The organism is Achromobacter sp. D7-1, assembly GCF_059760445.1.
The window spans coordinates 1-11,388 of sequence record NZ_JCBAMT010000136.1 but is presented as its reverse complement, the minus strand read 5'-3'; the positions used below and the strand labels follow the sequence as shown (position 1 = coordinate 11,388).

Genomic DNA, 11,388 nt, shown 5'->3' with positions numbered 1-11,388 from the left:
GGCGACGCTCGATGTCGCCGCCGGCGCGGACCTGGCGGCGGCCGTCGCCGCCGCCCAGGCCGGCGACGTGCTGAAACTTGCGCCGGGCTCCTATGCCGGCGCCATCGTCATCGACAAGCCGCTGACGCTGGAAGGCCCGGCGGACCGCTCGGCCATCATCGCCGGCACGCGCCAGGGGCGCACCGTCTGGGTCCAGGCGGCGGACGTGTCCCTGCGCAACCTGACCGTCACGCGTTCCGGCCTGAGCCTGTCCGACATGGACGCGGGCATCTTCCTCGACCGCGAAGCGCACCGCGCGGTGGTGGAGCGCAACGACATCCTGGACAACCTCGTGGGCGTGCACGTCTGGGGACCCGCGGACGCGACCGTCCGCAGCAACCGCATCGTGGGCAACAAGGAGCTGCGCGTGGCCGAAAGAGGCAACGGCGTGACGCTCTGGAACACGCCCGGCACGCGCGTGCTGGACAACGACATCTCGGCCGGCCGCGACGGCATCTTCGTCAATACCAGCAAGCTCAACACCTTCAGCGGCAACCGCTTCCACGACCTGCGCTACGCGGTGCACTACATGTACACCAACGATAGCGAGATCAGCGGCAACGTCTCGACCGGCACCGACATCGCCTACGCCATCATGTATTCGCACCGGCTGGTGGTGCGCGACAACGTCGCGCTGGACAGCCATGAACAGGGCTTGATGCTGAACTACGCCAACCATTCCACCATCGCCAACAACACGGTGGACCGCGCCGGCAAATGCGTGTTCATCTACAACGCCAACCGCAACACCTTTCTGGACAACCATTTTTCCAACTGCGACATCGGCGTGCATTTCACCGCCGGGTCGGAAGGCAACCGGATCTCCGGCAACGCCTTCATCAACAACCGCAACCAGGTGAAGTACGTGGGCACCCGGACGCTGGACTGGTCGGTGGACGGACGCGGCAACTATTGGAGCGACAACACCGCGTTCGACCTGGACGGCGACGGCATCGCCGACACCGCGTACCGGCCCAATGACGTGGTCGACCAGTTGCTGTGGCGCGCACCGGCGGCCCGCATCCTGCTGAACAGTCCGTCGATTTCCATCGTGCGCTGGGCGCAGTCGCAATTTCCCGCCATCCTGCCCGGCGGCGTGATCGACAGCGCCCCGCTGATGCAGCCCCCGCCCACCGCAAGCACCAAGGAATCCCCATGAGCACCGACCTTGTGGCGCTTACCGGCGTCAGCAAGCACTATGGCGCGCAGCAGGCCGTCGACGGCCTGGACCTGCAACTGCGCGAAGGCGAATGCGTCGCGCTCGCCGGACACAACGGCGCCGGCAAGAGCACGATGATCAAACTCATACTGGGGCTGATACGCCCCACCCGCGGCCGCGTCGCGATCTTCGGCCAGGACGCCCACAGCCCGGCCGCCGCGCGCCTGCGCGGCAGGATAGGCTACCTGCCTGAAACCGTGGCGCTGCACCCCTCCATGACCGGCGAGGAAACCCTGGCGTTCTACGCCAGGCTCAAGCGCCAGCCCCTGTCCGGCAATGCCGCGCTGCTGGAGAAGGTCGGCATCTCGGGCGCCGCGCGCCGCCGCGTCGGCGGCTACTCCAAAGGCATGCGGCAGCGCCTGGCGCTGGCCCAGGCGCTGCTGGGCCAGCCCCGGGTGTTGCTGTTCGACGAACCCACCACGGGCCTGGACCCGGCCTCGCGCCTGATGTTCTACGACATCGTCCATGAACTGCGTGCCGCTGGCGCCACGATATTGCTGAGCACCCATGCCCTGTCCGAACTGGCAGGCCATGCGGACCGCATCGTCGTGATGAAGGCGGGCAGGAAGATCGCCGACGGCGCGATGTCGGCGCTGCGGCGTTCCACCGGGCTGCCCATCCGCATCCGCCTGACATTCGCCGACGCCGACGCGCCGCCGCCTGGCGGCGATTGGCGCCGCATCGAGGCCGGACGCTTCGAGCTGGCCTGCCAGGAAAGCGGCAAGGTCGACGCGATCCGCGGCATCGGCGCACTGTCGTCCACGATTGCCGACCTCGACATCCAGGTCCCGGGCCTGGACGACATCTATGCACATCTGCTTGAACGGGAAGACGTATGAACGCGGTATGCACCATCATCGGCAAGGAAATCCGCGACGGCCTGCGCAACCGCTGGGTGCTGGCGACCGCCCTGCTGCTGGCCGCCCTGGCGCTGGCGCTGGGCCTGTTGGGCAGTTCGCCCACCGGCACCGTCAAGGCCGAACCGCTGACCGTCACCGTGGTCAGCCTGTCCAGCCTGTCGATCTTCCTGGTGCCGCTCATCGCCATGCTGCTGGCCTATGACGCCGTGGTCGGCGAAGTCGACCGGGGCACGATGGCTCTGCTGCTCAGCTATCCGGTGTCGCGCTGGCAGGTGCTGATCGGCAAGTTCATCGGCCACCTGGCCATCCTGGCGCTGGCCACGGGCGCGGGCTACGGCTCGGCCGGCCTGGCGCTGCAATGGGCCTACGGCGGCCTGGACGCCAGCGCCTGGCAGCCCTTCGCGCTGTTGATCGGGGCCAGCGTGCTGCTGGGAGCGAGCTTCCTGGCCATGGGCTATCTGATCAGCTCGCTGGTGCGCGAGCGCGCCACGGCCGCCGGCATCGCCGTCGGCGTCTGGCTGTTCTTCGTGGTGATCTACGACATGGCGCTGCTGGGCGTGCTGGCGGCCGACCAGGGCCGCCACGTCAGCCCCGGCCTGCTCAACGCGCTGCTGCTGCTCAATCCCTCGGACGTATACCGCCTGCTGAACCTGACGGGCTTCGAGAACATTTCGCTGTACGCGGGCATGGCGGGCGTCAGCGACCAGGCCAGCCTGCCCATTGCCGCGCTGATTGCGGCGCTGCTGCTGTGGATCGCCGTGCCGTTCCTGCTGGCGACGGCGGCTTTCAGGAACAAGCCGCTATGAAACGCTTGCAACTCGCCCTGGCCATTTCCATCCTGCTGCTCGCCGCGGGCTGCGGTAGCGGCGCCGCGCCTGAAACCGCGCCCCCGCCCCAGGCCGTGACCACGGAGTCCGTCGGCCACTACTGCGGCATGGCGCTCAACGAACACAACGGACCCAAGGGACAGATTTTCATCAAGGGGCAGGCGGCGCCGGTATGGTTCTCCTCGATCAAGCAGGTCTTCGCCTACACGCTGCTGCCTGAAGAGCCCAAAGGCATCAGCGCCATCTACGTCAACGACATGTCCACCGCGGGCGCTGGCGGCGCGCCGGACCCGGCCGTCTGGATCGACGCGCGCCACGCGTACTACGTCATCGAGGGCCGCTACATCGGCGGCATGGGCGCCGAAGACGCCATCCCCTTCTCCCAGCGCGACCATGCCCAGGCTTTCGCCGACACCCACGGCGGCCGCGTCGTCACCTTTGCCGACGTACCGGAAAGCTATGTCTTCGCCCAATAAACCGCGCCCCTGCAGGCCTATCGCCATGAACCACACCCGCCGCCGTTTCATCGGCATCGTCGCCGCAGCCAGCGCGCTGGCGCTCGCCCCCGTCGCCGCGGGCCGCGCCGCCGCCTCGGTCGCCCCCGTCACCTGGCAAGGCACGGCGCTGGGCGCCGATGCCGAACTGCGCCTCTATCATCCCGACACGGCGGTTGCCCAGCGCCTGATCGCGCAGTCCCTGCAGGAACTGCGGCGGCTCGAGGCGATCTTCAGCCTGTATCGCGACGACAGCGCGCTCTCGATCCTGAACCGCCAGGGCTTCCTGGAAAATCCTCCGGCCGATCTGCTGCGGCTCTTGAGCGAAAGCCAGCGCTACAGCGAGCTGACCGCAGGCATGTTCGACCCCACCGTGCAGCCGCTATGGCAGCTGTATGCCGACCACTTCTCGCAGCCTGGCGCCTCTCCGGACGGCCCGCCGCCCGAGGCCGTGGCGCAGGCGCTGTCGCGCGTGTCCCATGCCGACGTAATGCTGGACAGCAACCGCATCGAAATGCTGCGGCCCGGCATGGGCATCACGCTCAACGGCATCGCCCAGGGCTACATCACCGACCGCGTCACCGACCTGCTCAAACGCGGCGGGCTGGAACGGGCGCTGGTGGACATGGGCGAAATACAGGGGCTGGACAGCCGCGCCGCGCCGCAGCCGTGGCAGGTCGGCATCGCCGACCCGCGCGACCCGGCGCGTCTGCTCGCCAGCGCCAGCATGGGTAACCAGGCCCTGGCGACTTCCGGCGGCTACGGCACCGCCATCGACGCCGCGGGCCAGTACACCCATCTGTTCGATCCACGCACGGGCCACGCCCGGCCGCGGTATCTGAGCGTCTCCGTCATGGCGCCGTGCGCAACCATGGCGGACGCGCTGTCCACGGCTTTCTCGCACATGCCGCTGGAAGCGACGCAGGAGGTGGTGCTGGAACTGGGATTGCGCGCTTGGTTCGTGCTGCTGGATGGGAGAGTGATGCCGCAAGGCCAGGCAACCTGAACTTCCAGCGCGCATGAAAAACCGGCCATCGGGCCGGTTTTTTTTCTTTCAGGCGGAGCCGCCCGGCCTCAAGCCGCCGAAGGCGGATTCAGCGAGGACAGCATCTGCGTGAAGATCTTGGGGCTGGCGGCCAGCACGTTGCCGGTGTCCATCCAGCCTTGCTCGCCGTCGAAGTCGGCGACCAGGCCACCGGCTTCCAGCACCATCAGGCTGCCCGCGGCCAGGTCCCAGGCCTTCAGGCCCACGCCGCAGAAGCCGTCCAGGCGGCCGCAGGCCACGTAGGCCAGGTCCAGCACGGTGGAGCCCAGGCGGCGCACGCCGGTGCTGCCTTCGGCCATCTGGCGGAAGCGCGCCGAGCCTTGTTCCGGATCGCCGGAGTTGGGCCAGTGCGCGCCCAGCAGGGCCTCGTGGTAGCGGGTGCGGCCCGAGACGCGCACGCGGCGGTCGTTCAGGAAGGTGCCGCTGCCACGGCTGGCCGTGAACAGTTCGTTGCGGGTCGGGTCATAGATGACCGCCTGCGTGACCTGGCCGCGGTGCGTCAGCGCGATGGACACGGCATAGTTGGGCAGGCCGTGGATGAAGTTCGTGGTGCCGTCCAGGGGATCGATGATCCACTGGAACTCGGCCTGGTCGGGGCCTTGCAGGCCGAATTCCTCGCCCAGGACGGCGTGGTCCGGATAAGCTGCGCGCAGCGTCTCGACGATCGACTCCTCGGCGGCGCGATCGACTTCCGTGACATAATCCCGCGGCCCCTTGCGAGCCACGCTGAGTCGTTCCAAATCCATGCTGGCACGGTTGATAATGGTGCCGGCACGCCGGGCCGCCTTGATGGCGATGTTGAGCATCGGGTGCATAAAATTCCGTACGAATGCGATGAGTTGGCTTGATGGTAGGCCGCTTGCCGCCCCCCGGTCCGCCGCAGTCCCCATAGGGGAAATCGACCCAAAAAACCAGGAAGGCACTAAGCCAAACGTGCCATTTTAAATGACTCAAGCATTTTCACGCGTTCGCTTCATTATGGTGAACCCCAGCCACCCCGGAAACGTGGGTTCGGCGGCCCGCGCCATCAAGACGATGGGCTTCTCCGAACTGGTGCTGGTCGAGCCTAAATTTCCAGATGTAACAAGTCAGCCGGAGGCCGTGGCGCTCGCCAGCGGCGCCCTGGACGTGCTGGAAAACGCCCGCATCCACGACTCCCTGGAAGAAGCGCTGGCGCCGGTCACCATGGCTTTCGCGCTGACCGCCCGGGTGCGCGACCTGGGCCCCCCGCCCTGCGACATCCGCCAGGCGGCCGAACTGGCGCGCGCCCATCTGGGCGAGACGGCCGAAGGCGTCGCCGCCGTGGTGCTGGGCACCGAACGCGCTGGCCTCACCAATGCCCAGATCGCGCTGTGCCACCGCATCTGCCATATTCCCGCCAACCCTGAGTACAGCTCGCTGAACGTGGCTCAGGCCCTGCAGCTGGCCGCCTGGGAGCTGCGCTACGCGCTGCTGGTGGATCAGGGCGCGGCGCTGCTGCCCGCCTCCACCGCGCAAGAAGCGCCGCGTGGCGCGGCGCCGGCCTCCAGCGAAGCCGTACAGGCGTTCCTGGCGCACTGGGAAGAGGCGCTGATCGGCGTGCAGTTCCTGGATCCCGCCCACCCCAAGAAGCTGATGCCGCGCATGCGGCACCTGTTCTCGCGCCACGCCCTGAGCCGCGACGAAGTGGACATGATGCGCGGCGTCTGCACCGCCATGCTGGCCACGGCGCGCCGCAACGGCGGGGCAAAAAAATAGGGGCAGGCTCACGCCTGTCCCCTAGCAAGGTTTACCGGGCGGCGCGCCGCCCGGAAATCGAAAATCAGTCCACCTTGGCGCCCGAGGCCTTGACCACCGGGGCCCAGCCTTCCACTTCCGACTTGATGAACTGGCCGAATTCGGCCGGCGTGGTCTTCACGCCGACGGCGCCCAGCTTCTCGAAGCTGAGCTGCACTTCGGGCTTGTCCAGCGCCTTGACCATGGCCGTGTTGAGCTTGTTCACGACTTCCGGCGGGGTGCCAGCGGGCGCGATCAGGCCGAACCACGAGGACACGTCGAAGTTGGCGAAGCCGGATTCCTTCATGGTCGGCACGTCAGGGGCGCTCTTGGAGCGTTCCGTGGTGGTCACGGCCAGGGCGCGCAGCTTGCCCGACTGCACGTGGGGCCAGGCCGACGGCATGTTGTCGAACATGAATTGCACCTGGCCGCCGATCAGGTCGGTGACGGCCGGCGCGCTGCCCTTGTAGGGCACATGCAGCACGTCGATGCCGGTCTGCATCTTGAAGAGTTCGCCCGCCATGTGGATGGAGGTGCCGCTGCCGGACGAGGCGAATGCCAGCTTGCCGGGATTCTTCTTGGCGTAGTCCACCAGTTCCTGCACCGACTTCACGGGCACTTGCGGATTCACCACCAGGATGTTCGGCACCTTGGCGCCCAGCGCCACCGGCGTGAAATCCTTGGTCAGGTCGAAGTTGACGTTCTTGTACAGCGTCTGGTTGATGGCGCTGGTCACGGCCACGAACAGCAGCGTGTAGCCGTCGGGGTCCGCGCGCTTCACCTGGTCGGTGGCAATGTTGCTGCCGGCGCCCGGCTTGTTCTCGACCACGAAGGACTGGCCGAGGCTTTCGGTCAGTTCCTTGGCCATGATGCGGGCGATCACGTCAGTGGTGCCGCCGGCGGAAAAACCGACCACGATGCGGACGGGCTTGTCGGGGTAGGCAGCATGGGCGGAACCCATGGCGAATGCGCTTGCGGCGGTAGCCAGAAGGGTCGCGGCGATACGCCGCAGTCCAGGCTTTTGACCTGTAGTCATAGAGTCTCCGTGCAGGTACTGTCCATTGAATGGACGATTTGAATTGTTCGATGCAGCATTCTGAGCTATACACATGCACTGCATCAAGGTAGAGTCCACGGCACGGACAGTGGTTTTCCCTTGAACATTCCGTAATAACCCGAGTTTTCAGAGATTTTCATGCAAGATAGCGACGCTGGGGCCGCAGGTCCACGCACATTGCGGCGCGGACTGGCCGTCCTGGCCGTCCTGCGGGACCAGGGCCCCGATGGCCTGAGCGTGACCGATATCGCCCGTCTCACGGGCATACAGCGTCCCACCATCTACCGCCTGCTGGCCGCCCTGCTCGACGCCGGGCTGGTGCTGGCCGTGACCGGCACCAAGAAGTACCGCGCCCAACTGGCGGTGGACCCGGACACGCGCTCGCGCGATCCGCGCGTGCGCCAGTTGCTGCCCGTGCTGCGCCGTCTGGCCGACCGCACCGGCGACGCGGTATTCCTGGTCGTGCGCGAAGAGGACGACTCCATCAGCCTGCATCGCGAGATCGGCAGCTATCCGGTGCAGATCCTGGCCACCTATGCCGGCAAGCGCCAGCCGCTGGGCGTGGGCTCGGGCGGCATGGCCTTGCTGGCCGCCCTGCCCGACGACATCGCGCGCGGCATCGTCGAGCGCAACTCCGGCCGGCTGGATGAATATGGCGGTATGACGCCGCAGGAAATGTTCCGCCTGATCGAAAACACCCGCGCCCGCGGCTATTCCGTGGTGGGCAACCACGCGGTGCGCGGCGCGCTGGGCGTGGGCTGCGCGCTGCTGGACGCGCAGGGCGCGCCGATCCTGGCGGTCAGCGTCACGGCCATCATCGACCGCATGCCGGCCCAGCGACAGCGCGAAATCGCCGGCTGGATCAAGACCGAGCTGGCGCGCCTGTCGATGCAGGCCTGAAGCCTGCTGCAGCCAGCAAAAAAAACGGGCGCCCAGAAGGCGCCCGTTGTCATTCCAGCAGAGACCGGCCCGCTTCAGGCCGCCGCTCCGGGCTTGGCGTTCTGGATCTCGCGCATGGGAATCGGCGGCTGGAAGCCCGCGTCTTCCAACGACTTGCGGATGTCCTGGTACAGGCCCCAGCGCAGGTCCCAATACTTGGCTGATTCGGTCCAGACGCGCACGTTCACGACCACGCCGTTTTCCTTGTAGTCGACCACCTTCACCAGCGGTTCGGGGTCTTTCAGCGTTTCCGGACGGGCATCCACGATGGCGCGCAGCTTGGCCACCACGACTTCCAGATTGTCGCCATAGCGCACCGGCACCGGGATATCCAGGCGGCGCGTCTTGTTGCGGCTGTAGTTGGTGATGGTGGCGTTCCACACCGTGCTGTTGGGCAAGGTCAGGTGGATGCCGTCGACCTGGACCAGGCGCGTCAGGAACAGGCCGACCTCTTCCACCGTGCCGTCCACGCCCGTGCTCAGCGCTACGTATTCGCCGGCGCGTATCGGGCGCAGGATCAGCAGCATGATGCCGGCGGCGATATTCTGCAGCGTGCCTTGCAAGGCCAGGCCCACGGCCAGGCCGGCGGCGCCCAGCACGGCGATCAGGCTGGCCGTCTGCACGCCGAAGCGCGCCAGCACCGCGATGACGGTGAAGATGCGCACCGTCCAGACCACCGTGCTGTAGAACATGGGCACGATGGTGGGATCGATCTTCTTGGAGCGCGTCGCAGCGCGGCGCACCCAGCTGCCCAGCAGGGACGACACCCACCAGCCGATGATGAGGATCAGCAGCGCAACCGCCAGATTGAGGCCCAGGTCCACCAGCTTGGGAGCCCAGGCGTTAAATTCTTTCAAGGCTTCTTCCATGGATACTCCTGCGGAAAAGTTGAGGCCGCGAGAGCAGCCCGGCAGCGGGCGCCTTGCGGCCTGAAAAAAGCAGCCGAAAACTTTATCAGATGGCGCTTGCGATCAGGGCCGCATCGCGGCCCTGTTGTGTCAAGCTTTGTAAGCACGGCGGATCAAGCCCGCGCCGGGATCTTGCGGAAATGGTTATCCCAGGACACCTCGCGCGACGGCGCCAGCACGGGTTTTTCCGCGCCCGAGGCGTCGATGCGCAGCATTGCTCCCAGGCCGCTGCTCAGCAGGAAGCCCTCGCCGGCCGCAGGCGCCACGCCGCAGCCGTCCGCCAGTTCGGTCGTGCCCAGGCAACGGCCGCTGGCCGCGTCCCAGTAGATCACCTGTCCGCCCACCGGACTGGAGGTCGCGACCACCGCGCCGGCCGCGTCCACCGCCACCGAGCCGACGTAGTTGCGCATCTGCCGCAGCGCCTGTGCGGGCCCTTCGAACAGTTCCAGCCGCGCGCCGCGCCGGTGCCGCCCCACCAGCGCCGGCCGGTCGGAGGCCGGACCCATGTACTGGCAGCCGAACCAGACGCTGCCGTCAGCGGCCAGCGCGAGGTGGCGGATGGACAGGCGGTGCAAGGAGGAATCCAGTTCCACTTTCTCAAGCAGTTCGCCGCTGGCCGCGTCGATGTAGGCCAGCGAGGGCCGCATCGTGTCCAGATTCAGTTCCAGCTTGCCGTAGTCGGGATGCGTCAGGATGCCGCCGTTGGCGACGCACAGCGTCTTGCCGTCGGGCATCAGCACCACTTCATGCGGACCGATGCCGCCGCTGTCGAACTCGCCGATGCGGCGGTACGCGCCGCCGGGCGAGGCGTCGTACAGGCCCAGCACGCCCCGGCCCGCTTCAAAATCGTTTTCGGTAGCGGCCAGCAGCCGGCCGCCGTCCACATAGGCGCCGTGGCCGAAGAAGTGACGTTCCTCGTGCATGGGCAAAGCCTGGGGCTCTCCGCCGCGCAAGGAGAAAGCCAGCGCGAAGAAACCCGGCTGACGGCCGAAGACGACAGCTCTTTCCCCCGCGGCATCGATGGCGAAGCTGTGCCCGCGCGCGGGCATGGGCACCACCAGCCTATCGTGTCCAGCCTCGTCCAGCAGCGCGGTTTCATCCCGCCCGCCACGCTTGCGCGCGCTCAGGTACAGGACGTCGCCGTCCTTGGGAGCAGCCGCCAGCGCGGCCGCGGGCGCCAGGCCCATCGCGGCCGCGAGCGACAGGAAGCGGCGCCGGTCAATCGCCATCGAGCGCGTTGAATCCGATCGTGACGCCCAGGGCCGGCGCCAGATTTTCATCGACGATGGCCTTGGCGTTCTTCAGGGTCAACGCCGCCAAGGTCAGCTGACGACGCCCGTCTTCCTGCGCCAGCGCCTGCTCCAGCGGAACCGGCACGGCTTGCAGCGTACGCGCCGCGCTGGCCAGTTCGCCGCGCACGGACTCGGCCATCCAGGCGTCGCCCTTGGGCAGCGCATAGGCGCCCGCCTGGTAGAAGGCCTGCAGCCCGTCCAGGTTGGCCGCCAGCAGGCGCGTGGACAGCTGGCTGCGCCAGAATGCGGCGCGCTTGGGCCGCGCCGCTTCGGGCGTCTCGCCCAGCACGGGCAGGATCTTCACGTCGCGCGCGAACTGCAGTCCGGTGGAGAGGGACTTCATGGCCTCGGCCGCGACTTCCTGCTGATCGCGGTACAGATCATTGCCGGCCTTGGGTTGCGCGAACTGCCGGCCGAAATCGCCTTCGGCGCTCCAGGCCTGGGCAACATCGCGCGTGATCTGCCTGACGTTGGCGGCCACCGCCCGGGCGTAATCGCAGGCGTAGGCGTCGACCTTCCCGCCATCCTGCCGCAGCAAGGCCGGCTCGCCGTACAGCACGTATTCCAACGCGGGCAGGCCCTGCACGGCCACGCTGCGTCCCGCCAGGGCGCCGGGCACGAGCAAGGCGCCGTCCTGAGCGGCGATCAGCGCCTGCACCTGCTTGGGCATGACGCCACGCGTATCAGGCCAGAAGGCCAGGCGCTCGTAGCGGTTGGCCTGCACCAACGGGCCGAAGCGCAGGAACTCGATGCCGGACCAGGCCAGGGCCAGGTTCTCGAAAGCCTCTTGGACGCGTGCGGCGTCCGCCGCGCCCGGCTGGGCGCACCAGCGGCCCAGCGCGCCGTCCAACGCCGACGCCGCATCCACCATCCTTGCCACGGCGGGACGGGCGTAGTCGCGCGCCAGGCGCTCGCCCAGATCGGCGGGCGGCGCCGCGAGCGCGGCCGAGGGC

General features: G+C 67.7%; 12 protein-coding genes. 7 read left to right on the top strand and 5 right to left on the bottom strand.

Translation table 11 applies throughout. The features are described 5' to 3' along the window. From AC6LKD_RS31605 to AC6LKD_RS31585, 5 genes are all read left to right on the top strand, one after another. Positions 1 to 1,198: nitrous oxide reductase family maturation protein NosD (locus AC6LKD_RS31605; RefSeq protein WP_498118455.1), on the top strand; the 1,198-nt coding region annotated here is incomplete at its 5' end. Next, positions 1,195 to 2,097 (top strand): ABC transporter ATP-binding protein, encoded by a 903-nt coding sequence (locus AC6LKD_RS31600; protein WP_498118454.1) that lies wholly within the window; start codon positions 1,195 to 1,197, stop codon positions 2,095 to 2,097. The genes AC6LKD_RS31605 and AC6LKD_RS31600, both read left to right, overlap by 4 nt. After that, positions 2,094 to 2,924 carry an ABC transporter permease gene (locus AC6LKD_RS31595; RefSeq protein WP_013395174.1) on the top strand — a complete coding sequence of 277 codons (831 nt, stop codon included), beginning with the start codon at positions 2,094 to 2,096 and terminating at the stop codon, positions 2,922 to 2,924. The genes AC6LKD_RS31600 and AC6LKD_RS31595 overlap by 4 nt, the downstream gene beginning before the upstream one ends. Continuing rightward, positions 2,921 to 3,421: a nitrous oxide reductase accessory protein NosL gene (locus AC6LKD_RS31590; RefSeq protein WP_498118453.1), complete on the top strand. Its 501-nt coding sequence runs from the start codon at positions 2,921 to 2,923 to the stop codon at positions 3,419 to 3,421. Before AC6LKD_RS31595 ends, AC6LKD_RS31590 begins: the two co-directional genes overlap by 4 nt. Before the next feature lie 25 nt (positions 3,422 to 3,446). Beyond that, a complete protein-coding gene (locus tag AC6LKD_RS31585) occupies positions 3,447 to 4,445 on the top strand; it encodes an FAD:protein FMN transferase (RefSeq protein WP_498118452.1) in 999 nt (332 codons plus the stop codon). A gap of 68 nt (positions 4,446 to 4,513) precedes the next feature. Here the strand turns inward: AC6LKD_RS31585 and AC6LKD_RS31580 are convergent, their stop codons facing one another. Next, complete coding sequence (locus tag AC6LKD_RS31580; RefSeq protein ID WP_013395177.1) at positions 4,514 to 5,299, bottom strand: inositol monophosphatase family protein; 786 nt, start codon at positions 5,297 to 5,299, stop codon at positions 4,514 to 4,516. A gap of 130 nt (positions 5,300 to 5,429) precedes the next feature. Between AC6LKD_RS31580 and AC6LKD_RS31575 the strand changes: the two genes are divergently transcribed. Continuing rightward, positions 5,430 to 6,221 (top strand): RNA methyltransferase, encoded by a 792-nt coding sequence (locus tag AC6LKD_RS31575; protein WP_013395178.1) that lies wholly within the window; start codon positions 5,430 to 5,432, stop codon positions 6,219 to 6,221. A gap of 64 nt (positions 6,222 to 6,285) precedes the next feature. Here AC6LKD_RS31575 and AC6LKD_RS31570 read toward each other — a convergent pair whose 3' ends face one another. Next, the gene (locus tag AC6LKD_RS31570) at positions 6,286 to 7,275 is read right to left on the bottom strand and encodes a Bug family tripartite tricarboxylate transporter substrate binding protein (RefSeq protein WP_498118451.1); all 990 of its coding nucleotides are present in this window, start codon (positions 7,273 to 7,275) and stop codon (positions 6,286 to 6,288) included. Positions 7,276 to 7,434: 159 nt separating this feature from the next. Between AC6LKD_RS31570 and AC6LKD_RS31565 the strand changes: the two genes are divergently transcribed. After that, a complete protein-coding gene (locus tag AC6LKD_RS31565) occupies positions 7,435 to 8,196 on the top strand; it encodes an IclR family transcriptional regulator (RefSeq protein WP_492276592.1) in 762 nt (253 codons plus the stop codon). A 74-nt stretch (positions 8,197 to 8,270) separates the two neighbouring features. Here AC6LKD_RS31565 and AC6LKD_RS31560 read toward each other — a convergent pair whose 3' ends face one another. The 3 genes from AC6LKD_RS31560 to AC6LKD_RS31550 form a co-directional block, all read right to left on the bottom strand. After that, positions 8,271 to 9,104: a mechanosensitive ion channel family protein gene (locus AC6LKD_RS31560; RefSeq protein WP_013395181.1), complete on the bottom strand. Its 834-nt coding sequence runs from the start codon at positions 9,102 to 9,104 to the stop codon at positions 8,271 to 8,273. Positions 9,105 to 9,256: 152 nt separating this feature from the next. Further along, a complete protein-coding gene (locus AC6LKD_RS31555) occupies positions 9,257 to 10,372 on the bottom strand; it encodes a DUF1513 domain-containing protein (protein ID WP_498118450.1) in 1,116 nt (371 codons plus the stop codon). Continuing rightward, positions 10,362 to 11,388 (bottom strand): imelysin family protein (locus tag AC6LKD_RS31550; protein ID WP_498118449.1); only part of this gene is annotated, 1,027 nt, incomplete at its 5' end. The genes AC6LKD_RS31550 and AC6LKD_RS31555, both read right to left, overlap by 11 nt.

Bases quoted from the DNA above. Each gene is read 5' to 3' on its own strand.
- AC6LKD_RS31600 (WP_498118454.1), top strand. From the start codon at position 1,195: ATGAGCACCGACCTTGTGGCGCTTACCGGCGTCAGCAAGCACTATGGC.
- AC6LKD_RS31570 (WP_498118451.1), bottom strand. From the start codon at position 7,275: ATGACTACAGGTCAAAAGCCTGGACTGCGGCGTATCGCCGCGACCCTT.
- AC6LKD_RS31580 (WP_013395177.1), bottom strand. From the start codon at position 5,299: ATGCACCCGATGCTCAACATCGCCATCAAGGCGGCCCGGCGTGCCGGC.
- AC6LKD_RS31560 (WP_013395181.1), bottom strand. From the start codon at position 9,104: ATGGAAGAAGCCTTGAAAGAATTTAACGCCTGGGCTCCCAAGCTGGTG.
- AC6LKD_RS31585 (WP_498118452.1), top strand. From the start codon at position 3,447: ATGAACCACACCCGCCGCCGTTTCATCGGCATCGTCGCCGCAGCCAGC.
- AC6LKD_RS31575 (WP_013395178.1), top strand. From the start codon at position 5,430: ATGACTCAAGCATTTTCACGCGTTCGCTTCATTATGGTGAACCCCAGC.
- AC6LKD_RS31595 (WP_013395174.1), top strand. From the start codon at position 2,094: ATGAACGCGGTATGCACCATCATCGGCAAGGAAATCCGCGACGGCCTG.
- AC6LKD_RS31555 (WP_498118450.1), bottom strand. From the start codon at position 10,372: ATGGCGATTGACCGGCGCCGCTTCCTGTCGCTCGCGGCCGCGATGGGC.
- AC6LKD_RS31565 (WP_492276592.1), top strand. From the start codon at position 7,435: ATGCAAGATAGCGACGCTGGGGCCGCAGGTCCACGCACATTGCGGCGC.
- AC6LKD_RS31590 (WP_498118453.1), top strand. From the start codon at position 2,921: ATGAAACGCTTGCAACTCGCCCTGGCCATTTCCATCCTGCTGCTCGCC.